The organism is Ignavigranum ruoffiae (assembly GCF_023195815.2).
Classification (GTDB): Bacteria; Bacillota; Bacilli; order Lactobacillales; family Aerococcaceae; genus Ignavigranum; species Ignavigranum ruoffiae.
Genome location: NZ_CP096206.2, coordinates 987,441 through 1,011,577 on the forward strand (window position 1 = coordinate 987,441; position 24,137 = coordinate 1,011,577).

Annotated in this window: 19 protein-coding genes and 1 pseudogene; 3 read left to right on the forward strand and 17 right to left on the reverse strand. The window is 41.7% G+C overall.

Features of this window, described 5'->3' with window-relative positions; all coding sequences use genetic code 11:
• Positions 1 to 81: 81 nt before the first annotated feature.
• On the reverse strand, positions 82 to 549 hold the full coding sequence (locus tag M0R79_RS04730; protein WP_092569832.1) for a PTS sugar transporter subunit IIB: 468 nt from the start codon (positions 547 to 549) through the stop codon (positions 82 to 84).
• Between the two features lie 168 nt (positions 550 to 717).
• Between M0R79_RS04730 and M0R79_RS04735 the strand changes: the two genes are divergently transcribed.
• Positions 718 to 1,887, forward strand: a complete 1,170-nt coding sequence (locus M0R79_RS04735) for an AraC family transcriptional regulator (RefSeq protein WP_248416152.1) — start codon at positions 718 to 720, stop codon at positions 1,885 to 1,887.
• A 7-nt stretch (positions 1,888 to 1,894) separates the two neighbouring features.
• Here M0R79_RS04735 and M0R79_RS04740 read toward each other — a convergent pair whose 3' ends face one another.
• From M0R79_RS04740 to M0R79_RS04755, 4 genes and pseudogenes are all read right to left on the reverse strand, one after another.
• Positions 1,895 to 2,671: an ABC transporter ATP-binding protein gene (locus tag M0R79_RS04740; protein ID WP_248416151.1), complete on the reverse strand. Its 777-nt coding sequence runs from the start codon at positions 2,669 to 2,671 to the stop codon at positions 1,895 to 1,897.
• Complete coding sequence (locus M0R79_RS04745) at positions 2,671 to 3,651, reverse strand: ABC transporter permease (protein WP_259561188.1); 981 nt, start codon at positions 3,649 to 3,651, stop codon at positions 2,671 to 2,673. Before M0R79_RS04745 ends, M0R79_RS04740 begins: the two co-directional genes overlap by 1 nt.
• Positions 3,637 to 4,362: pseudogene (locus M0R79_RS04750) on the reverse strand (ABC transporter substrate binding protein); the annotation flags it as partial. The pseudogene M0R79_RS04750 and the gene M0R79_RS04745, both read right to left, overlap by 15 nt.
• 15 nt (positions 4,363 to 4,377) lie before the next feature.
• Positions 4,378 to 4,554: a hypothetical protein gene (locus tag M0R79_RS04755; RefSeq protein WP_248416149.1), complete on the reverse strand. Its 177-nt coding sequence runs from the start codon at positions 4,552 to 4,554 to the stop codon at positions 4,378 to 4,380.
• Between the two features lie 361 nt (positions 4,555 to 4,915).
• Between M0R79_RS04755 and M0R79_RS04760 the strand changes: the two genes are divergently transcribed.
• Entirely contained in the window at positions 4,916 to 6,622 is a 1,707-nt protein-coding gene (locus tag M0R79_RS04760) for an Rqc2 family fibronectin-binding protein (RefSeq protein WP_248416148.1), read from the forward strand.
• Positions 6,623 to 6,700: 78 nt separating this feature from the next.
• On the opposite strand, the gene M0R79_RS04765 is transcribed toward M0R79_RS04760, so the two are convergent.
• From M0R79_RS04765 to parE, 3 genes are all read right to left on the reverse strand, one after another.
• Positions 6,701 to 7,630: a manganese-dependent inorganic pyrophosphatase gene (locus M0R79_RS04765; protein ID WP_248416147.1), complete on the reverse strand. Its 930-nt coding sequence runs from the start codon at positions 7,628 to 7,630 to the stop codon at positions 6,701 to 6,703.
• A gap of 61 nt (positions 7,631 to 7,691) precedes the next feature.
• A complete protein-coding gene (gene parC, locus M0R79_RS04770) occupies positions 7,692 to 10,193 on the reverse strand; it encodes a DNA topoisomerase IV subunit A (protein ID WP_248416146.1) in 2,502 nt (833 codons plus the stop codon).
• Entirely contained in the window at positions 10,193 to 12,274 is a 2,082-nt protein-coding gene (parE, locus tag M0R79_RS04775; protein ID WP_248416145.1) for a DNA topoisomerase IV subunit B, read from the reverse strand. Before parE ends, parC begins: the two co-directional genes overlap by 1 nt.
• A gap of 132 nt (positions 12,275 to 12,406) precedes the next feature.
• On the opposite strand from parE, the gene plsY reads away from it, so the two are divergent.
• Positions 12,407 to 13,096 carry a glycerol-3-phosphate 1-O-acyltransferase PlsY gene (gene plsY / locus M0R79_RS04780; RefSeq protein ID WP_092569818.1) on the forward strand — a complete coding sequence of 230 codons (690 nt, stop codon included), beginning with the start codon at positions 12,407 to 12,409 and terminating at the stop codon, positions 13,094 to 13,096.
• A 54-nt stretch (positions 13,097 to 13,150) separates the two neighbouring features.
• On the opposite strand, the gene M0R79_RS04785 is transcribed toward plsY, so the two are convergent.
• The 9 genes from M0R79_RS04785 to M0R79_RS04825 form a co-directional block, all read right to left on the reverse strand.
• On the reverse strand, positions 13,151 to 14,050 hold the full coding sequence (locus M0R79_RS04785; protein WP_248416144.1) for an aldose 1-epimerase family protein: 900 nt from the start codon (positions 14,048 to 14,050) through the stop codon (positions 13,151 to 13,153).
• A 17-nt stretch (positions 14,051 to 14,067) separates the two neighbouring features.
• Positions 14,068 to 15,465 carry an ATP-dependent protease ATPase subunit HslU gene (hslU, locus tag M0R79_RS04790; RefSeq protein WP_248416143.1) on the reverse strand — a complete coding sequence of 466 codons (1,398 nt, stop codon included), beginning with the start codon at positions 15,463 to 15,465 and terminating at the stop codon, positions 14,068 to 14,070.
• 10 nt (positions 15,466 to 15,475) lie between these two features.
• Entirely contained in the window at positions 15,476 to 16,003 is a 528-nt protein-coding gene (gene hslV / locus M0R79_RS04795; protein WP_092569812.1) for an HslVU peptidase proteolytic subunit, read from the reverse strand.
• Positions 16,000 to 16,929: a tyrosine recombinase XerC gene (gene xerC, locus M0R79_RS04800; protein WP_248416142.1), complete on the reverse strand. Its 930-nt coding sequence runs from the start codon at positions 16,927 to 16,929 to the stop codon at positions 16,000 to 16,002. Before xerC ends, hslV begins: the two co-directional genes overlap by 4 nt.
• Positions 16,930 to 17,619: 690 nt before the next feature.
• A complete protein-coding gene (topA, locus tag M0R79_RS04805; RefSeq protein ID WP_248416141.1) occupies positions 17,620 to 19,680 on the reverse strand; it encodes a type I DNA topoisomerase in 2,061 nt (686 codons plus the stop codon).
• Between the two features lie 84 nt (positions 19,681 to 19,764).
• Positions 19,765 to 20,679: a DNA-processing protein DprA gene (dprA, locus tag M0R79_RS04810; RefSeq protein ID WP_248416140.1), complete on the reverse strand. Its 915-nt coding sequence runs from the start codon at positions 20,677 to 20,679 to the stop codon at positions 19,765 to 19,767.
• A gap of 56 nt (positions 20,680 to 20,735) precedes the next feature.
• Entirely contained in the window at positions 20,736 to 21,506 is a 771-nt protein-coding gene (gene rnhB, locus M0R79_RS04815; protein ID WP_248416139.1) for a ribonuclease HII, read from the reverse strand.
• Entirely contained in the window at positions 21,493 to 22,350 is an 858-nt protein-coding gene (ylqF, locus tag M0R79_RS04820; RefSeq protein WP_248416138.1) for a ribosome biogenesis GTPase YlqF, read from the reverse strand. The genes rnhB and ylqF overlap by 14 nt, the downstream gene beginning before the upstream one ends.
• Positions 22,351 to 22,665: 315 nt before the next feature.
• A complete protein-coding gene (locus M0R79_RS04825) occupies positions 22,666 to 24,135 on the reverse strand; it encodes a S41 family peptidase (RefSeq protein ID WP_248416137.1) in 1,470 nt (489 codons plus the stop codon).
• Positions 24,136 to 24,137: the final 2 nt, after the last annotated feature.

Below are 24,137 nucleotides of genomic sequence, written 5' to 3' on the forward strand. Positions count from 1 at the left end.
TCAAGTAAAAAGCCTATTTTTCGGAAAATGAGCGAAAAATAGGCTTAAATCAATATTTATAAGGATAGTTAGCATATAAAATTACAAGGCTAACCGGCTTACCTCATCCTCTGGGGTCTGGCGCGACTCAATCGAAACTCCTTGATTCTGTAATAAACGTAAAGCAGCAATATGTTCAGCTGACAGACTTAAATCCGGCGTCACAGATAAATCCCCATTCTCAAAAGGAATACTGCTTAATACAACCCTTGGAATAAAGATACCCGCATCCGTTAATGCCAACAGGTCATCCAAGGTTTTGGTGATGATTACCGCTCGTTTGTCGGCATCGAGTTTACTTAATTTACGAATAGCCTTCTCTATCGAGTAAAAACGAGTCGAGATTTCATCCGGAACAGCCATTTCTAAGAGACCTTGGCGTGTCTTGTCACCCACCAATTCATCATTAACCACAATGATTAAATGACTATCCCAATAACTACACCAGCTGACTGCCACTTTGCCATGCATAAAATGCTCATCAACTAAAGCTACTTCAATACTTGACATTCCTAACTCGTCCTTTCACTATCGTTCATTACTATTTGAGTATAATACTTTAAAAACTTGAGGGGCGCAAGCCTAATTTTGCTTGCAAAATGTTGTCTTTATTAATAAAACTAGCAATTTATCCTTATTAAGGATAATATGGATATAATTATTAAAGGAGGATTAATTATGTACCCATTTACCAACAAAGAAACACAGAATAGCTTATTTTCTGTGGTTAATCCCCAAGAGACGGGACTTTCCTGGTCCAATAAATATTTATTAACCATCAAGAAGCATTCTACCCATATCCTTTTTAAATTTCAACAGCCTGTCTATGTCAGCGCGAACATGGGCCAGGCATTAATTATTTTGACTCATCAACCTGATGAACTGGTGGGGCTTAAGTCTTATATCCTCAGCGGATCGATTCAGGTCCCTGCCGGGGTTTACTTCAATACGATTGCCTTAACGCCTGAATGTACGATTTTTCTACAGGCTCAAGATAAAGATATGCCAGAAACATATAGCCGTCTTAAAGCGATTAGTGTTCAAGATTGGACACCTCACTTGCAGATAGACAATCTCTACAGTGTCGGATCCGCTGAATTATTGCCAGACCATCCTCCGTTGATACTAGATCATTCATCATTTAATTTGATAATGGTCGTCGAGGGGGGCATCCAACTCGATTTATTAAATCACCATCTTGAATTGGATCAGGATCAAGCCTTCTTGACCTATCCGCAACAAAAAGCGAGTATCCACCATCTAACGGGTAAGCAAGCCAACATCCTAACCTTTACCTTCGCTTGTCAAGGCTTAGAAAAGCAATTATATAACCAGGTTCAAAGACTGTTTGTCCATGATAATCAATTGCTGAAGGAAATTCAAGAAATTCAATCTTCGCAAGTTGAACAGAGTTCTTATTTTAAAGATAAGTTGATAAATTTTATCTATAATTTCCTTATTCGTTCCTTACGTCATGAGAAAGACCGACAGAATACTGCCCTTTCATCAATGCGGTCCAATTACGAGAATGATTTATTTAAAGAAATGGTGGCTTACCTCAAGGAAAATATTGAAGAACGGAATGAAGTCGCAGATTTGGTAAAGCATTTTGACTTATCACGTTCAACGGTTCAGAATCTTTTCCTGAGTCAGGCAAATTGTTCGCCAAAAACATTTATTAATCAGATTCGTCTGCAACGCAGCAAAGAATTAATGCAACATACCAGCCAATCGATTACCGAAATTGCCGAGAAGCTGGGTTATGGCTCGATTCAATACTTTTCCCGAGCTTTTCGCAAGGAATTTGGGGTCAGTCCATCGACTTACGCCAAAAGTATCAATCATTAATCAGGGCTTAACGATCCGTCTCCATTAATTCTTCTAAACGACGGAATAAATCTGTCGTGGTTAAGGACGCAATGTCCTCTTTAGCATATTGGTTTACAATTCGTCCTTGATGAAGCACTAACAAACGATCGGAATAGTCTAAAGCATCTTGCAGTTGGTGAGTAATCATAAAACTAGTTAAATTGAGTTGACGAATCATCTGATAAGACATCTGCATAACCTGTTTTGCTGTTCGAGGATCTAAAGCGGCCGTATGTTCATCGAGGATCAATATTTTAGGTTTTTGTAAGGTTGCCATCAGCAAAGCAATAATCTGTCTTTGACCGCCGGATAAATTCTCAATCGGCAGGTCTAAGCGTTGATCAAGATTTAAATGAAATTGACTTAAATAGTCCTGGAGCTCTTGATAATTCGTTGGTGTCAAAGAACGTTTTAAAGTTCTAACCTGGCCCCGTTTCTTAGCTAGGATCAGATTTTCAAAGACAGTCATCCGGGGCGCTGTGCCTAAGCGTGGGTCTTGAAAGACTCGGCCAATATACTTGGCCAATTTGATTTGTCCCCAGTGATCCACTTGCTCTTCATCGATAAATATTTGACCTGAATCGACCGGAATTTGCCCCGTCAAGCAATTCATTAAGGTCGATTTGCCGGCCCCGTTAGTACCGACGATGCCGATAATCTCCCCTTCCTCAACCCTTAGATTGATATCATGGAGACCGGCAATCCGTTCGCCAAATTTATTAATGAAGGACTTATGAAGATGATTTATACGCAAAGTTGCCATTAAATGCGACCTCCTTGTTTAATTTTGGCCAAATAATCTTTCTGTTTGCGCCGTAATTTGGGCAAAGCTAAGAATAAGGCAAGAACTAAGGCAGAAATTAATTTAAAATCATTGGGTTGGAAACCGAGCTGTAAGACAAAGGTTAAGATTAATTGATAAATAATGGCACCAACTACGATAGCAGCTAACCGCTTAGCTAAGGTAATCTCATGGTGGATGACAACCTCGCCGATTACAATGGCTGATAAGGCAATAACCACGGTTCCAGTTCCCATCGAAACATCAGCAAAGCCATTATTCTGGCTGACCAGACTCCCACATAAGGCGATAAAGCCATTAGATAGCATCAAGGCTAAGACTTTCATCTGATTCACGCGAATTCCTAGAGATTTAGCCATTAATTCATTATCCCCGGTCGCAATTAAGGCTTGGCCCAAATCCGTGCGGAAGAAGCTGATTAGAAAGAAGATAAGCCCTGCCGAGACCAAAATACCCACGACAAAGATACTACTTAATCCACTAATACCAAAATTTCCCAATAATTCAAAAATTGAAGGAGCCCCTCGAAGACTGAGATTAGGTCGCCCCATTAAACGCAAATTAATTGAATAGAGGGCGGTTAAACTGATAATACTTGCTAATAGGCCGGGAATATCAAAGGCAGTCATCAAAATCGCTGTCATAAGTCCTGCTAGACTCCCCATCAAGATAGCTAAGAGAATGGCCAGTAAGGGATGAACGCCCTGCCGTAAGAGGACTAGACTGGTGGCAGCACCAATGGTAAAGGAAGCTTCAGAAGTCAGATCGGCAAATTTCAAGATTCTAAAGCTAATGAAGAGTCCCAAGCCCATGATAGCCCACAACAAACCTTGACCAATCGCATTTAAATAAAGTCTGAAGCTCGATGCCTGGCCGCTCGCATGTCGTTCAGGTGAAACCTGGTCTTGTAAATATTGCTTAGCCACTTGCTCATTGACCATCGGTCGATAATTCTCCATCATTTCAATTGCTTGTTGGCCAATATCCAGATTTTGATCTTCAAGACGGATTAAGAATTGGGCCGATTTCTGACCAATTTCTTTCTGGTCAATCGCTAACCCGGCCAGAGCTCCTTGTTCAATCATCGGTTCGACTGGTGAGAAAATTGGCTTATGCACTTTATCCGCTTCTTTGACTAAGCTTTCAAAGGCACTGGCAATGGTATTATCTGAACCCACATACACGGCATCCACTTGACCTAGAAGTTGTTGGGCCACTTTCTGCATATCAATCGCTGAACTAATCCCTTGGGTAACCACAGAATATCCCTTAGCTTGGGCTGCTTGTTCGGCACGACGGACTTCTGCTTCTGAGTTATCTTCACCCTGCGAATAAATGAAGCCCAAGGTCTTGGCTGACGGATACAGTTCCTGAATATAGTCAATCTGTGCTTCGATCGGAATTAAATCACTGATTCCTGAAATATTTCCGCCGGGTTCTTCCAAGCGATCGACTAAATCAGCACCCACCGGGTCAGTAATCCCAGCAAGAATTACTGGAATATCTGAGGTCACTTTCTGAATAGCCTGGGCCACGGGCGTTGTGATGGCAATAATATAGTCTGGTTCTTCATGGACTGCTTGTTTCGCTAAAGTATTTAAGAGGTTCATGTCCCCTTCTGCATTTAATTCAATTAGGTTTAAATCTCGCCCAGTCTGGTAACCCTGCTAATCTAATTCTTCGATAAAACCTTGACGAATGGCATCTAAAGATGGGTGAGTAACCAACTGAACAATCACAATCTTTAAATCTTCTCTATTCTGGTGCTGGGCTGAAACAGTGGGTGGAACAACTAACGATAATAATAGAGCGCAAGCAAGGAAAAGTTTCTTAAGGGCCTTCATAAAATCCTTCTTTCTAATAAAAAATACTAACCCACACCATGGGTTAGTATAAAAATAACCACATAGTGCCTGCCTATGTGGTAAACTATGATGAGCCACATAGATACAATTCAGTTCATCAAAAACTGGGTTGTATCCATGGAATGTCCAAGTTTACAACCTATCTATGCCAGCTTTGCCAGTTCATATATAATGTATTTGTTGTAGACATGGACCTTGCCCCTTTCTTTAAATTGATTTTATCATACCATCTTTAACAGTAGAGTCAAGTCTCAATTCATGATTAAGGATGGTTTAACCCTAATACAATTTATTTTTATGCTATGATTTATATGCTTATACTTCACTAAGGAGTGATTGAATGTCTTTTGATGGATTTTTTACGCATGTGATGGTGGAAGAGCTTCGGCAACAATTATTAATGGGTCGAATTCATAAAATATATCAGCCGTTTGAACAGGAATTACATATGCAGATTCGAGCCCAAGGCAAAAATTCGCGCTTGGTAGCATCGATTCATCCCGTCTATTATCGCCTCCATCTAAGTCAGGAACGCCCGGCTAATCCCCAAAAAGCGCCCATGTTCAACATGCTATTACGTAAACATATCGAAAATTCAACCATTCTCGATATTCGTCAAGTCGACAACGATCGGATTGTAATCTTTGAACTGAGCGGTCGAGATGAATTAGGCGACCGACGGCCTTATCAACTGATTTTTGAATTAATGGGTCGCCATTCAAATATCGTTCTCGTTGATAGCCAGAAACAAGTGATTATTGATTGTATCAAACATGTACCCGCTTCGCTGAATTCATACCGGATTCTACAGGCCGGGGCCAACTATCGATTTCCACCGAGCCAGGATCAACAAGAGAATATTCTTGCTATGTCAGAAGACGACTTATTAACCTTCGCCCTCAAACATGGCGAAACGATCAAAGCAGGCAAAGCAAATCAGGTCATTCAAGGCTTAGGCAGAGAAGGAAAGCAGCAATTAAGCTATTGGCTACAAGCGCAAGCCTTTAGCCCCTACCGCGCTTTGCAAGCCTTTCGCCAACAAGTTCAAGATGGCCAACCTACTTTGTACTTAGACCGAACTAAACCTCTGTATTATTTGATGGCCCTAGATTATTTAGAGGAAGCTGGTCAAGGCTTCGATTCCTTATCAAGCCTGGTCGATCGTTACTATCAACACCGGGTCCACCATGACCGCGTTCAGCAACTTTCAGGCGATATCTTACAAACGATCAAACAAGTCTTGAACAGAAATCACAACAAATTGGAAAAACTTAACAAAGATCGTCAAATAGCAGCGAACGCTGAAAACTATCGCATCGCTGGAGAACTGCTAGCCGCCTATGCCCATGATATTCATAAAGGAGAAAGTTCAGTCTCCTTACCTAATTATTATCAAGATAACGAGCCCTTAGAGATTACCCTCGATGTTCGTAAATCTGCCATCGAGAACAGCCAAGCCTATTTCAAACGCTATGCCAAGTACCGGGATTCCTTAAAATATATTGACCGTCAAAAAGCGATCACTCAAGCTGAAAATGCCTACCTTGAAGGGATTCTCCTCCAAGTCGAACAGGCTGACTTGACTGATATTGAAGATATCAAAGATGAACTCATTGAACAACATTATTTACGGCGTAAGAAATCTTCAATTAAAAAACGCGCTCAAACCGGATCCCAACCTCGTCACTTTAAATCCTCAGATGGGGATGACATCTATGTGGGACGGAATAATCGGCAAAATGATGAGCTTAGTCTTAAGAAAGCCAATAAGCAATTTTGGTGGTTACATAGCAAGGATATTCCGGGCGCCCATGTCATAATTGCCAATAGTCAACCAAGTTCGACAAGTTTTCAAGAAGCGGCTGCCATTGCTGCCTATTTCTCCCGGGCTAAAGACTCAGCCAATGTCCCAGTTGATGCGGTACAGGTTAAACATCTGCGCAAGCCCAATGGGGCAAAGCCTGGCTTTGTCATTTATGAAGGACAGACCACTTATTATGCCACACCCGAAAGCGAATTGATTCAACGACTTGAACAAATTGAGTAGCTCTAATTCAAAAAGCCAAACTCCATGGATGTCATTCATCACGGAGCTTGGCTTTCTTCTATTTAATGATTAATACTTTTATTGTTCAAAAGCTTGAGTTAATTGAGGAACGACTTGTTTCTTCCGAGAAACCACTCCTGGCAAACTAATTGCTTGATCTGAAATTTGACCCGCAAAAGCTTTCTCAACGAATTCAGCATCTTTACCTTGGACCAATCCTAAGGAAGTCGATTCCAAAATATCAGTAATCACTAATAAGGATAAGTCATAGTTGTAAACGTCCATATCCGCTTTCATTTGGGTTAATAAAGCATCTTTACGGGTTAGAATATCGTCGAAGCCAACAACATTGACTTGAGAGACGCGGACATTACGCCCTGCCATGGTGAAGTTCTTTGCATCACCATTCACTATATCTGCCTCTGACTTACTGTCTAAATTGGTTCCAGATTTCAATAGTTCGAGACCATATTCTTCTAAGTTCACATCGGCAATCTTAGCCAATTCCACAGCCGCATCTTTATCTTGATGAGTTGAGGTTGGAGACTTAAAGAGTAAGGTGTCAGAAATAATCGCGGAAAGCATCAAGCCAGCAATCGCTTGCGGAATATCAAAATCGTGTTCCTTGAAGAGCTTGTATAATATTGTTGATGTACAGCCAATCGGTTCTGCTCGATAATAAAGAGGTTGCGCTGTCTCAAATCCTTGAATACGGTGGTGGTCAACCACGTAATCAACTTGAACTTGACCCAGGTCCTCTACCGATTGTTGGGGTTCATTATGGTCTACTAAAGCCACATGATTAACTTCTTGGCTGACTTGACTCACAACCCGCGGAGCTTCACAGTTGAATTTCTTCAAAGCAAAGGCTGTTTCATCATTCACAGGACCTAAAGCAACGGGTTCAGCTTCTTCGCCTGATTTCTCTAGAAAATAACTCATTGCAATAGCTGCACTGATTGCGTCGGTATCCGGATTTTTATGGCCAAATACTAAAAATTTTGTCATTCTTATGCCTCCTAAATTAATTTACATACATATTTTACACTATTTAGTCCCCGATGAAAACTTAAGAAATATTCTCACTTTGCTTTAGGACCATTAAAGGATCAGTCGTAAAGGCAATGACTTGACCCAATTGGGCAAGCTCAGTCAGGTTTGAACCATTGCTTAAACGTTCTGACAAAGGAACATCAGCTTGGCTCAAGTAAACATCTTGTCCAGTATCGCCCAAGACCCTGACTTGATCTATAGGTTGATATAATGGGCTGGCATAGAGCACACGATGAGGATCTCGTTTCAATTCCTTTAAGAGGAGTAAGCCCCGTCCGCCTCTTTTGGTTAGCGGGATAATCTCCGGCTTAAATTGTTTAATATGTCCCTTTTGAGTGAATATCATGACACTGGTTTGCTGATTACTTGGATTGATGACGGTGCTAGCGATGATATAGTCATCTTGCTTAAGATTGATTGCCTTGACACCCTTGGCCTTTGGTCCATATAGAGAAACTTCGACTAAGGGGTAGCGGATGGCATAAGATCGATGGGTTAATATCAAGACTTCTTGGTCGTCCTCAGCCTTAACCCGATCAGCGGAAACTAATTGGTCGCCTGAATTTAAGACCATGGCTTGACTGGTCCGTGACTTGTAACTTCGATAGGTTGTTAAATCACTTAGCTTAATCCGTTTGGTCATCCCTTGCTGACTGGTTAATAATAGTTCATCTTCGATGGGGTGAGTGGTCTCTTTTTCCGGATCTTCAATGCCACCAACACCGACAAAGGCCGCTAAAATATTTTCATTCTCTGCCAATATATAGTGCTGGGAAAGATGGACCCCAATATCTTTCCATTTAATTTCAGGGAGTTCATAGACAGGAATATGGATATAATTGCCTTGAGTCGTGATCATAACTAAGGCATCGTAGGTCGACAAGACTTGGGCAAAGATCAGCTGATCCAAATCTGCCACACCAATACTATCTATATCTGATGACTGATAGGATCTAAGGCTGGTCCGTTTGTAATAACCATTCTTGGTCACGGTGACCACCACCGATTCCTCGGTCACTAAAAGACTAGTATCCACCGAGATTTCTTCAACCTCTTCTTCTACTTGAGTCAGGCGTGGACTGCCATAACGCTTCTTAATATCCTTTAATTCATCAATTAAGACTTTATTGAGCACTTTCTCATGACTTAGAATTTGTTGGTACATCATTAAGCGCTCATTGAGTTCCAAGCGTTCGTTCTGTAAATCAACAATATCGGTATTGGTCAGACGATACAGTTGTAAATTGACGATTGCTTCGGCTTGTTGAGCGGTAAAATCGAAATTCTTTTGAAGATTCTCTTTTGCATCCTGCTTGTTCTGGCTAGCTCGAATCACTTGAATGACTTCATCTAAGATCGAAACCAGTCGAATTAATCCATCAACAATATGAAGCCGTTTGCTGTCGACTTTCTGTTGATATTGGGTCCGGCGTCGGATAACTTCTTGGCGATGACCTAAGTAGGCCTGCAAGAGTATAGGTAGACTGGCCTGAATCGGTCGATTCTCGTGGATGGCCACCATATTAAAGTTATAATTCATTTGTAAATCAGTATTCTTTAATAAGTAATTCAAAATACCGTCACTATCGGCATCCCGTTTTAATTCGACAACAATTCTTAGTCCCTTGCGGTCAGATTCATCGCGCACTTCAGCAATCCCTTCAATCTTACCTTGCAAGCGAATTTCGTCGATCCGTTGGATTAATTTCAATTTATTGACCTCATAAGGCAATTCGGTCGCTACAATCTGTGACTTATTACCACGAAGGGGTTCAATCTCGGTCTTGGCACGCATTACCACTTTGCCTCGACCAGTCCGATAGACTTCGGCTAAGTCTTTAGCGCCCATGATAATGGCTCCAGTAGGAAAATCAGGCCCTTTGATAAATTTCAATAAGTCAGCTAACTTACATGTCGGATGTTGCAAAAGATAGATAAGGGCATCAATCACTTCGCTTAAATTATGCGGTGGAATATCGGTAGCATAGCCGGCTGAAATACCGGTGGCCCCATTGACTAAGAGATTAGGGAATTTCGCCGGTAAAACAACAGGCTCTTCTAAACTATCATCAAAGTTTAGCGCGTGATCGACGGTCTCCGCATCAATATCTTCTAAGAGTTCTGCAGCAATCGCAGTCAAACGAGCTTCAGTATAACGCATGGCCGCAGCAGGGTCACCATCCATCGACCCGTTATTCCCATGCATATCAATTAAGGGTTCTCGGTTCTTCCATGATTGACTCATCCGGACCATGGCATCATACACGGAAGTGTCCCCATGAGGATGATAATTCCCAATCACGTTCCCAACCGTCTTCGCCGATTTACGATAAGGATGATCCTGGGTATTGCGATCTCGATACATCGCATAAAGTATTCGACGTTGAACCGGCTTCAACCCATCACGGATATCTGGCAAAGCCCGGTCTTGAATAATATATTTTGAATACCGACCAAAACGGTCTCCAATCACATTGGAGAAAGACATTTCTTGAATATTTTCTTGATGCGCAGGCATTATTCATCCTCCTCCCCAAATAAGTTCAGCTGAAGATCCACCGGCTGAATAGCTTCTGGAGTCGATTCATCTTCGATTTGAGCCGTAATCTTCTCTGTGGCATCCTGGCTCTTGGCATTCAACAAGGTATCCTCTTCATCTAAGGTAAATTTGACATGTTCTTCAATCCATTGTCTCCGCGGATCAACTTTTGCCCCCATTAAGGTGGTCAAGCGTCTTTCAGACATAGCCATATCTTCAATCGTTACTCTGATTAACAAGCGACTTTCTGGATTCATAGTTGTTTCCCACAATTGTTCAGCATTCATTTCTCCTAAACCTTTGTATCGTTGCAATTGATAGCCTTTACCGACTAATTTAATTTTGTCGGTCAGTTCTTCATCCGTCCAGGCATATTCAATCACTTCTTTCTTACCCTTGCCCTTAGATACTTTGTATAAGGGCGGCATAGCCAGATAAACTCGACCCGCCTCCAGCAATGGCTTCATATATCGATAAAAGAAAGTCAATAATAAAACCTGAATGTGAGCCCCATCAGTATCCGCATCCGTCATAATAATAATCTTGTCATAATTCGCATCAGCCAAATTAAAATCAGCCCCTACGCCAGCGCCGATTGTATAAATCATGGTATTAATCTCTTCATTCTTCATAATATCTTGGATTGATGCTTTTTCAGTATTAATGACCTTGCCACGCAGAGGTAATATCGCTTGATACCGCCGGTCGCGACCTAATTTAGCTGAGCCACCAGCCGAATCTCCTTCGACCAAATATAATTCATTCTTACTCGTGTCTTTTGACTGAGCTTTGGTTAATTTACCAGAAATTAAGCGTTCTTGCTGAGACTTCTTACTACCAGATCGGGCAGCATCCCGAGCCTTACGGGCAGCTTCGCGGGTCTCCCGAGCGCGGATGGCTTTCTTTAGAATCATTTGAGAGAAATTGCCATTCTCATTTAAATACAAGGTCAGAAATTCATAAATCGCATTATCCACCAGTGACCGCGCCTTAGGAGTTCCTAGTTTCTCTTTGGTTTGCCCTTCAAATTGCAGATATTGTTCGGGAACCCGAATTGAGATAATGGCGGTTAAGCCTTCCCGTACATCAGATCCTTCTAAATTTCTGTCTTTATCTTTCAAGAGGCCAACTTTTCGCGCGTAATCGTTGAAAGCTTTGGTCATGCCGGATTTTAGACCTGTTTCATGACTTCCTCCCCCACTTGTTCGGACATTATTGGCGAAAGAAAGAATGGTTTCTGAATAACCGTCATTATATTGAAAGGCAAAGTCAATTTCGAAACCGTCTACTTCTGTCGAGAACAGGCCAATTTCCCCTAAGACTTCTTTTTCTTCATTTAAATAGCCAATGAAATCCCCTAATCCTTGGTCATAATGGAAGACTTCAGCTTTAAATGATCCTGCTTCTTCCGCGGGTTGACGGCGGTCTTCAATCGAGATGGTCAGATCTTTCAGTAAAAAAGCCGATTCGCGAATTCTCTCTTTGATGACTTCATAATCGACGGTCCGCTTACCAAAGACTTCTGCATCAGGCATAAAACGAACCTGAGTACCATGAACCTTCTTATTATTGATCTTGGTTTTGACGAGTTTGCCTTGGGGATGGCCACCATTCTTAAAGGTCATGCGATAATTATAGCCATCCCGTTGAACATCCACTGTTAACCAAGACGATAAGGCGTTAACCACGCTGGCCCCCACCCCATGGAGACCACCAGCAGATTTATAGCCGCCTTGACCAAATTTACCACCAGCATGAAGGATGGTGAAGATGACTTGGATAGTCGGCACGCCAGATTCGTGCTGACCAATCGGCATCCCCCGACCATTATCAGCTACTTCAATACTCCCATCCTCATGGAGAATTACTTGGATCGAATCGGCAAAGCCGGATAAGACCTCATCGACTGCATTATCTACAATCTCATAGATGAGATGGTGTAAGCCTCGTTGATCCGTTGAACCAATATACATACCTGGACGTTTACGAACTGCGTCCAGGCCTTCTAGTATTTGAATGGCGTCATCATTATAGCTATTCAGCGTGTTATCGACTACCATGGAGTCACTCCTACTCAGTCATTAAATTTACCTTATTTAGCAAAAAGGTATGAATTTCTTATAGTTTTTATTTATTTATGAAGTACTTTTTATGTCAATATGATAAAATGATACCATACTAAGGAGGGTCTTATGAATACTAATTTTAATTTTTCATTTTTAGGTCTAATTTTTATCTTATTGTCCTATTTGTTAGGCTCTGTGCCAACTGGGGTTTGGTATTCCTTAGCCAACCATAAAATTGATATCCGTCATCTAGGCAGCGGGAACAGCGGATCAACAAATATTGGTCGCAACTTTGGCCTCAAGGCTGCTGTAATTGTAGCCTTAATCGATGTGCTTAAAGGCTGGATCCCCGTATCATTAGCGAGTTTGTTCTTTAAAGACCAGCCAGAAATTATAATCTTTACCGCCTTAGCCTGTGTCATTGGCCATGCCTACCCTGTCTTTGCCAATTTCAAAGGAGGTAAGATGGTGGCTACTTCGATCGGGGCTTTGTTGGCCATTAATTTCCCGTTAGCCCTCGCCCAAGTGATTTGTCTGTTCTTAATTTTATATGTGACGAGTTTGATGAGTTTCTCGGCTTTACTAAGCTATGGGGCCGCTACCCTTTATATTATCATTTCTCATCCCTTATCCGTCTTTAAACTTGGTTTCTTCGTCATCTATTTATTAATGGTTTACCGTCACCGAGCCAATATTCAACGCTTGAGAACCGGACAAGAACCGATGATTTCTTGGGGATTGGCCTATCATCGTCAACTCGGTTTCTTAGATGGTTTCTTGCGCAAAATCCAAGAGATGATTAAGAAACGTAATTAATCCGTCATACATGAAGAAACGCGAGACTGCCAGAAATGGTCGCCTCGCGCTTTTTTAATATTCATCCATGACAAAATCCATGGTATAGCTATGATTCATCATTTCGTGGGGCTTAGCTAGGCGAATGCCTTGTTTGTGCACTAAGTTCCCATCACTGGCTTCATCATCGGCAATACCCGCCCAAGGTTCTAAGCAGACAAAAGGCGAAAAGGTCGGATAAGTAGACCAAATTCCTAGCCATTCCATTTGATGGGGTTTGAGGATAACCCGGGCATGATTCTCTGGATCATGGAGGGTCACTGAAGTTTGTTGACCAATTTGATAGATAATTGCATCTTGTTTGAAATCAAGGTGCTTCAACTCATGATAGCCGGCTTTCTCATATTTGGCCCGCCGTTGCCGGGTCAAGCCCTTTCGATTTAAAGGAATACGCAAATAATGCCCTTCTGGTTGAATTTCAATCGCCACCTGATCAAATTCTTCTTGACCCCGAATATTGCGCCGATGCGCTACGTTGAAAGCCGGATGGGCGCCAATACTATAATACAAATCATGTTTCTCAGAAGGATTTAGGACTTCATAAGACACCGTAATTTGATTATAAAAGAGGATATATGAAATTTGTAAAGAGAATTCAAATGGATAATACTGCAGGGTTTCCGCCGAATTCTTCAAATAGAAGCTCGCCGAATGAGATAAGACATTCTGCACGATAAACTCTAAGTCACGCGCAAATCCATGACGGCCTAATTGATATTCCATTCCTTGATAAGTATAACTATTATCCTTAAAGGTCCCTACATTGGGAAATAAGACTGGACTCGACCGATTCCAATGTTTGGGATCGGCCTGCCAGATAAACTCATGGCCGGAATCTTTATGAATAATTGACTGGATTTCTGCCCCCATTTCGCTAATGGTCACCATTAGCTCTTTGTTTTCAAGAATGATCACCTGCAAGCCTCCTGTTTTTATAAAATATAGTGACTTAAGTCTCTATTTTCGATAATGTTTTCTAATTTGTTCTCAACATAAGATTGATTAATCTCTATCTCGCCCATCTGCATATCAGTGGCTTCGAATAATAAATCTTCCAAAAGCGTTTCAAGAATGGTGTGTAAGCGACGGGCACCAATATTATCATTCTCCTGGTTGAGTTTGACGGCATAGCGTGCCATGGTGGTAATCGCATCATCCGTGAAGCGCAAATCAACCCCATCGGTCGTCAGTAAAGCTTGATATTGTTTAACCAAAGCATTCTCCGGTTCAGTTAAGATACGCCGGAAATCTTCCTCTTTAAGATCTTCTAGGTGAACCCGAATCGGGAAACGCCCTTGCAATTCAGGGATCAAATCGGAAGGTTTAGACACATGGAAAGCTCCCGAACCAATAAAGAGAATATGGTCCGTTTGAATAATACCATATTTCGTTTGAATGGCACTGCCCTCAACAATTGGCAAAATGTCACGCTGCACCCCTTGGCGGCTAACTTCGCCCGAATTTTGACCTTGAGAAGCTATCTTATCCATCTCATCGATAAAAATAATACCAGAAGATTCGGCTAAGGCAAGGGCTTTTTGATGAATATCGTCTTGGTTGACCAACTTATCCGCTTCTTCTTCGGTTAATAATTTCAGCGCTTCTTTGACCGTCACAGTGCGTTCAATCTTCTTCTTTGGTTTAAAAGCATTGAGCGAATCTTGTAAATCCATCATTTGTTCCATGGCTGGATTGAGGCTGGTCATTTGTAATTTCTTCTCATCTAGCTGAATCGTCACTTCGGTATTATCCAATAGACCCTGCCGGATTTGTTGCCGGATTTGTCGACGGGTCGCTGCAATTTCATCGGTCACTTCTTCCTCTTCTTCTTGAACCCCTTCACCGCCAAATTGCTTAAACATCTCAGTCAAACCACCCAGTCCAGCTGGCACATTCGGCGTCGCTTTAGCCTTCTTACGACCGGGTTTTAGTGCTTTAGCCAACCGCTCGATGGCTAGATTCTCAGCTTGATCGCGGACTTCTTCATGCTTTTGTTTCTTAATGATGCGAATCGCATTCTCCACCAAATCACGAACCATGGATTCCACATCTCGACCGACATAACCGACTTCTGTATACTTGGTGGCTTCAACTTTAATAAACGGAGCTTGAGCAATATCAGCTAGACGTCGGGCAATCTCTGTCTTTCCGACCCCCGTGGGGCCAATCATAAGTAGGTTCTTAGGTTTAACTTCCTTTTGCATTTGAGCATCCAGTTTCAAGCGGCGGATCCGATTTTGTAAGGCAATGGCAACGGATTTCTTCGCGGCATCTTGACCAATAATATATTTATTGAGTTCGGCAACAATTTTTCTTGGACTTAATGACATATCATCCCTCCTAGTCAAAAGATTCTACTAGAATCTGATTATTGGTATAGACATCAATTTCGCTAGCAATTGTCAATGCTTGGCGGGCAATTTCAGCTGCAGATAGGGTTTCAGAATTACGTACTAAGGCTCGAGCAGCCGCTAAAGCATAATTCCCACCCGAACCAATAGTCAAGATTCCATCATCGGGACTAATGATCTCACCCGTCCCACTCACTAAGAGTAATTCCTCCTGGTTCATCACAATCAGTAAGGCTTCGAGCTTCTGCAGACTACGGTCCGTCCGCCACTGTTTGGCTACTTCGACGGCGGCACGAGAAAGCTGTCCGTTATATTGTTTAAGCTTATCTTCAAACATTTCTGATAGGGTAATGGCATCGGCCACACCCCCAGCAAAGCCAATCACAACTTGATCGTTATAGATTCGTCGTAATTTCTTAGCACCTTGTTTCATAATCACCGTCTCACCGAGGGTAACTTGACCATCCCCAGCCATCGCGAGTTGGTTATTTTTCTTTACGGCACAGATTGTTGTCATAAATCACTATCCTTCTTTCTTTGTCTTTGGGCCCGCGGATGCGCTGCCAAATATGATTTCCGCAGTTCTTGTTTAGAGATATGGGTATAGATCTGACTGGAACTCAAATCTTCGTGGCCTAATAATTCTTGGACACTACGTAGATCAGCCCCATGATTTAATAAATGGGTGGCAAAGGTGTGTCTCAATTTATGTGGATGAATTTGTAGATGTAAAGCACTGCGCTCGACGATACTCTGGAGAATATAGCGGACTTGTTGGGCTTGAATCGGTAGTCCCTTATCTGACAAGAATACGGTATGATTGTCTGGGTCCGGCTTGTGAGCTAATAATTGTGGTCTTAAAGTATCGATATATTCTTGAAGTCTAGCCATGGCTTGATCCCCTACTGGAACAATCCGCTCTTTATTACCTTTACCAATAACGCGAACCAGCTGAACGTGGAAATCCAACTGATTTAATTGTAATTGACAGAGTTCACTAACCCGCATCCCTGTCGCATAAAACAGCTCCAAAATTGCCAAGTCCCTTGACTTATAAGCATAATCCACCTGGTCGAAACTTGCAAACAATGCTTCCATTTCATCTTCATAGAAAAAGTCGGGCAAGTGTTGCTTTTTGACTTGAAATTGAATCAAATCTACTGGATTATCTTGGATCAGGTCCTGACTCAAAGCATAACGAAAAAATGAGCGTAAAGTCGAGAGATGACGGGCAATCGAAGTCCGTTGCATCCCCTTCTCACTGAGATGGGCCAAATAAAGTCGGATATCTTGATAGGCGATCTCTTGCAGTTCTCCGCCACCCGATCCGCGAAGAAAGTCATGGAACTGACTTAGATCCTTCTGATAGGCTTCGACCGTCCGTTCAGAATAGCGCCGTTCAACCCGAAGATAGTTAATAAAATCATGAATATAATGATCCATCTCGATTAGACCCACTCCTTAAATCTGTCTACTATCTTATCATATTCTGACAGAAATCACAGGAAATTTCTGTGAATCTAAGAAGAAGGATTTTATTTTCAAAGGCAGTCTTATCCCGGTTCATCAAGTTAGAAATATGATTTTGAAAAATAAGAAAAACCGCTAAATTCGCTATCAAACGAATCTAACGGAAATCAAGAATCAAAATATAAGTAGGAGGCAAAATTCAATGCTTATGCCGTTTGTATAAAATTATAGCTTCAGTGCTAATAAGTGTAGTTACTAAAATAATGAGAAAAGCAGTCAAATACCACTGAGGATTAAATGGCGTCCCTGTAAACATATCCGAAAAAAATCTAAAGGCAAAAATCACTAATAGACCCCATAACATTTTATTGAGCGCGGATTTCCACACAGTATTTCCTCCTCATGTTGTTTAAAAATTATACACAGTGGCTAGATTTTAATGATGGCTCTGAAATTTGTGCCAAAGCTCTTGTCCTAATTTAAATACTACAGCAAAAAGAACGATTAATCCAATTCCTAGTAAAAACCAATTTTGATGGCAGATTTAACAATCAACATAGCCACCGTTAAACCTAAAAAAGTGTACATAAAAAGGCGATTGATTTGTTCAATCGCCTTCATCGATATAGCAACGCTCATTGACAAAGAGCCAAAGTCAATTTATTAATTTAGCAAATCTTCTTTATAATCACAATGGCTACATACGACTTGACTGCCCTTGCGGCTGACTTTCTCTACTAAGTAGTGCTCACATTTCGGACAGTTACGACCAATCGGTTTATCCCAAGAAGCGAAATCGCAGTCAGGATATCGACTACATCCATAGAAAATTCGATTCTTCGCTGATTTGCGTTCCACAACATCGCCTTGGCCACATTTTGGACAGGTAACGCCTATCTTCTTAACAATCGCTTCGGTATGCCGACAATCAGGGAAATTAGAACATGCATAGAATTTGCCAAAGCGGCCGATCTTAATCACCATATCGCTACCACATTCGGGACATTTGAATCCAGCAGGTTCATCTTTAATTTCAATCTTATCCATTTGATTTTCTGCCTTATCCAATTCATCTGCAAATGGCTGATAGAATTGATCGAGGACAGCTACCCACTCACGTTTACCAATTTCAATATCATCGAGCTGTTGCTCCATTTCAGCGGTAAAGTCGGTGTTTACAATATCCGGGAAATACTCTTTCATGATACTGTTGACAATCTCACCTAATTCAGTCGGTTCGAAGCGCTTGGCAACCATTTTGACATAGTATCTTTTACGAAGTGTTTCTAAGGTTGGCGCATAGGTTGAAGGTCGACCGATTCCTAATTCTTCCAGAGTTTTTACCAGGCTGGCTTCATTGTACCGAGCTGGCGGTTGGGTAAAATGTTGTTCCCCTTCCATTGATACAGCTTTAACCAGATCGCCTTGAGCCAGTTCTGGCAGAATATTATCCTTGGGTTTACTAAAGTGATAGACCTTTAAGAAACCTTCAAATTTAATTCTTTGACCGTTAGCGCGGAATTGGACGCCATTTTGTTCAATATCTGCTCGAACCGTATCAAAGACGGCGTCTGCCATCTGACTAGCTACAAAACGAGCCCAAATTAAAGAATACAATCGCAACTGATCTTTGCTTAATTTATCAGCAATTTGGTCAGGAGCCAGCTTGACATCCGAAGGACGAATCGCCTCATGGGCATCTTGAGCCCCTTTTTGATGCGTTCCACCTTGACCAGGTCCTTGATACTCGGCACCATAGTTCTCCTTAATATAGGCTTGAGCTGCGGTCTTGGCATTGGCCGAAATTCGCGTCGAATCAGTACGCATGTAAGTGATTAGACCGACCGATCCTTTACCTAGGTTGATCCCTTCATAAAGCTGTTGAGCAATCATCATCGTCTTGCCGGTTCTGAAGTTCAATCGATTCGAAGCCTCTTGTTGAAGGGTTGAAGTAGTAAAAGGAGCTAAAGCTTTCCGTTTACGTTCTTTTTCCACCAGATTCTTGACTTCGAATGTTTCTTTTAGCTTTAATTTCTCTTCAATCTTCTTAACATCTGCTTCAGACTTCAAATCAACCTTCTCACCATCTAGACCATAGAAATTGGCCTCGAATTGGCTCCGGCCTTTCTTAAATTTAATGGGTAGGGTCCAATATTCTTCCGGTTTGAAGTTTCGAATCTCTTCTTCACGGTCAATAATAATCTTAAGCGTGGTCGATTGTACCCGGCCAGCACTCAAGCCTCGTTTAACTTTCTTCCATAATAATGGCGAGATGGAATAGCCCACAATGCGGTCCAAGATGCGTCGGGCTTGTTGAGCATTGACCAAATCGTAGTCAATTTGTCTCGGTTGTTTAAAAGCTTCTTTAACGGCTTCTTTGGTAATTTCATTGAAGACGACTCGATTTTTACTCGTCTCATCTAAAGACAATAAATGATTCAAATGCCAAGCAATGGCTTCCCCTTCACGGTCCGGGTCGGCTGCCAGATAGACGTGTTCTGCTTTATTGGCTAGTTTCTTTAACTCTTTAACCGTATCGCCGCGTCCCCGAATCGTGATATAGTCAGGTTCAAATTGGTGTTCCAAATCGACACCCATTCTACTCTTAGGTAGATCACGCAAATGACCCTTACTGGCCACCACTTTATAATTTCTTCCTAGATATTTATCGATTGTTTTGGCTTTGGTGGGAGACTCAACAATCACTAAGTTTTTATAGGCCAATGAGTCCCATCCTTTCTACTATATATTTGAAATTGCCCCTATATTAGATGAAAGTTAAAGATCTGTCAAACTCTTTTTATTAATTTATTCCTGATCTACTTTCAAATAGCCTTGCCGGTACAATAAGGAAGAGAGTTCATCTAATACTTGTTCTACCGATAGGATGGGGCAAGCACCGGCCTCAATCAATTGGTTACATCCTTGGGCTTGTTTATCAGTAATTCGCCCCGGAAGCGCCATCACTTCCCGATTGGCTTGTAAGGCAAAGTTAGCCGTAATTAAGCTCCCACTCCGCTTGGCAGCTTCAATCACCAAGGTTACCGGCGCGATACCCGCTAATAAGCGATTGCGCATAATAAATTGATGCTTCCGTGCAGGCCAATCGGGTAAGAATTCACTCAGAACCAAATGTTTGGCCCGCAGATGATCTGCTAGCGACTGATGAGCGCTTGGATATATCTTGTCCCAACCCGAGGGAATGATTGCAATGGTCGATTGATCTTGATAACTCAATGCCGTTTGATGGACACAGGCATCAATCCCCTTTGCTAGTCCAGAGACACATACCCAGCCACACTCAATGATTGATTGGACAAGTCTCTGGCAAATTTCCTGACCATAGGACGTAATCTGCCTTGTGCCCACGATACTAATCAGTGGTTTAGCTAAGATAGGCAAGCAACCCTGATAATACATAATCAAAGGAGGTTGATTAATTTCATACCATAGTTTCGGATAGGCTGGTTCACCAATCATGAGCGATTGAGCTTGCCAACTTCTTAGCAGCGACCAAGCAGAGAATTGACTCACTTGTTTAATCTTATCTAAGCATTGCAGATCAGCTCTAAAGAACTGATACAAACGCTGTATAAAGCAGGGAAAGAAGCTTTCGCCATTGGTTTCTTGCCTTATCCGCCACTGCCAATAATTATAGCGAGACTTATAAGAGAAACCAGTCATTTGCATTAAGATAAGTTCTTCCTTTAAAGAAATATTCATTTGATATCACCCAAAGGGACAGATACACACTCATCCTAACAAGATCGAGTCAGATATTAATCATTGCCGAATGATTTTACCGGTGCGAAACTTCGCCGGTGGATTGGACAGGGTCCAAAGTCCTTAAGGGCTTGCATATGATGGGCCGTTCCGTAACCCACATTATGCTTGAAATCATAGTGTGGGTATAGTTGGTCGAATTCACCCATTAAGCGATCACGATATTCTTTAGCCAATATCGCGGCTGCGGCAATCGATACTGATCTTTGATCCCCTTTAATCATCGAAGTCTGCGGAATCGGACTGTTTAATTCCATGGCATCAATTAATAAGTGATCAGGTTTTAACTTTAACTGATTGAGAGCTGATAACATAGCTAATTTACTTGCTTGATAAATATTTACTTGATCAATGACATCATTATCGACCACCCCATAAGCATAATCTAAGGCAATCTCCTGGATGGCATGTTCCAATTTCTGACGTTTCTTAGCATTCAGTCTTTTAGAATCATCAATCCCGATTAAAGACTCAACATCTCGGGGTAAAATAACTGCCGCCGCTACCACAGGACCAGCCAACGGGCCCCGACCAACTTCATCTAGGCCTGCAATCCAATTGATTCCTTCGTTATAGAGTTTAAATTCAAGTTCTTGTCTTTTTGAATGTTCTTCTTTTAATTTAATTAACTCTTTAATTGATTTAATACGTTGATCTACTAATTTAGATACACCTTTACGCGAATCCTTCCTGAAAGTTGCAAGTCTTGGATCGTCAAGGCGATTAATTTGGACAAGAATTTCTTTAATTTCTTTAATCGTCGCCATAGGTCACCCGGTCTAGTGTTAGCTGCCCCAATTTTAATTGTCGGTAGTCTTGGATAATTTTTTGACTAGCTTGGTCATAATCATCTTTAAAGCCTAACTTCTCAGTCAATAGTAGCAATAAATCGACGGTCGATAATTGTTCTATCTCTGACTGATTTACTTTATAAGTCTCTGCTAAGCGCTGGGGAGCATACTTCACCAAGGTCTCAAGCAAATAAAGCGCCAAATCATCATGGTATAACAAGTCATCTTTAATCGCTCCGGTAATCGCTAATTTTATCCCTACGGCCGGATCATCGAATTTAGGCCAGAGAATCCCTGGCGTGTCCAAGAGTTCGAATTCTTTAGCAAACTTGAGCCAGCGTTGTTTTTTGGTAACTCCGGGTTTATTTCCGGTAATCGCTTGATTCTTACCGACGAATCGATTGATTAAAGTTGATTTTCCTACATTAGGGATTCCCAGAATCATTAAGCGAATCGGTCGGTCTTTAATTCCCTTTAGACTTCTTTGTTCAAACACCGGTGCCATTTGATCTTTAATCGCTTGTTGTAGATGCTTAAGGCCTCGATTATGTTGGGAGTCAATGGCAATCGCTTGTCGCCCTTGTTCTTGAAAATATTCAATCCACGTTTGGTTCAACTTTGCTTCGGCCATATCCGCTTTATTTAAGACCAGAATATTGGGTTTTGAACCAATAATTTCTTCAACTACGGGGTTTTGACTGGATTGGGGAATTCGAGCATCCACCATTTCTAGCACAACATCCACTAATTGCATTTTTTCTTTAGCTTCACGTTGCGCTTTGGCCATGTGTCCCGGAAACCATTGAATAGTTCGTGCCATCTCTTTCATCCTCTCTTAATCTGCATAAAATATTACCTGTGAAATAAATTTAATGAATCAATCAGCCAATTCTGCAAAACTATGTCTTAAAGCCATCGACTGAAACCGACCAGAATTAGCTACGCTTCAGCATACATCATAAAAAAGATCCACCTCTCTTCTCCTAGTCGCCAGCTTAACGATTCGGTCTGAAGCGTGGATCTGATAAAATTTTAAGCTTACTTAGGCTTCGCTATCAACCTAGCGAGCTAATCCCTTAATGCGATTTTGCTTAAGTAATTATATTGCAAATGATAAATTTCATTAGCCGAAACTTTAGGCTGCCTCTTGCTCTTTTTCTTGTCCAGCATATTCATTGAGAATTTCAACAGCCTTTTCATACTGTTTATCATGAGTTTCTAAGTAATCACGAATCTGTTCCGTCAGAATTTGAGTGGTTTCTCCTTCAACTTGACCTGTCTCTTTTAAATCGTGGTCTTTTTGGAAGACTTTCACTGCAGCTTCCATCTGTTCATCAAAGTATTTCTTTGGCTCTTTCAGATAACCTAAAGCTTCTAGACTCAATCCCAAGCTTTCAACCTCTGGACTGACTTCACCCAGTTTCAAAGTGCTTTCAGGATTAATCAATATAGCTGTTTCAACTGGGGCAGCTTCGACCTGATCGGTCGGTTCAATCCCGGTCTCATGAATCCAGGTTCCTGAAGGTAGCAACCATTTGGCAAAGGTGATTTTCAGTTCTCCCAGACTATTACTGTTGGTGAAGGTTTGGACAGATCCTTTACCAAAGGTAGTTACCCCAACAATCGGTGCCTTGGTATTTTCTTTAATCGCTCCAGTTAGGATTTCGCTGGCACTGGCCGATCCTTCGTTGACCAAGAGGACATAAGGTTCACTAATTTGGAAATCGCCATAATCCTTATCACTGGCTTGATAGGAGATCGCCTTAGCCTGCCCTTCTTGCATTTGCATAATAACATCGCCATCCTTTAGAAACATGTTGGAGATTTCTAAGGCTTGGTCTAGCAGTCCACCAGGATTGTAACGCAAGTCAAAGACAAAGCGCTTGGCTCCTTTTTGTCTCAATTGTTCGACAGTTTCGACCAACTCATCATAGGTTGTGCCATTGAACTGGCTAATCTTAATCTTGCCGATTTCTTTATCTTGGCGATCGATTTCACCATCTACCGTTGTTATCGGTATTTCTTCACGAGTCAAGGTAACATCAAAAGTCTGATCAGCGCGTTGAATCGTCAAGGTTACCTCGCTACCTACGGGTCCACGAATTAAGTTGATAACCTCTTGGGTGTCCATATCGGTCAATTCCTGGTCGTCTGCTTTCAGAATGACATCATTAGGTCGAATACCTGCTTTACTCGCTGGCGTTCCATCCACGGCTGAAATGACAGTCATTACACCGTTATTTGCCATGAATTGAATCCCCACACCAGAGAATGATCCCTCGGCTGTTTCTTCATAGACCTGACTTTCTTCGGCATTGAGAAATTCAGAATAAGGGTCGCCTAAGGCTGAAACCATGCCCTTCATCGCCCCTTCTAAAAGTTGTTCCTTAGGAATATCTTCGATATATAAGCCCTTGAGATTTCGGTACAAATCATTTAACATCTGTAAATCCTTATCTGACAGTTCTTGACTCGCCCGACCTTCATTACCAAAAAGCCAATCCAATCCTCCTTGAGCTTGAATCCCTTGAACAGGGGTCACGATCATCGTCAACATCACGATGAGCCAAAGAATGAATTTCTTTGCTGGTCTTCGCTTACTCATCC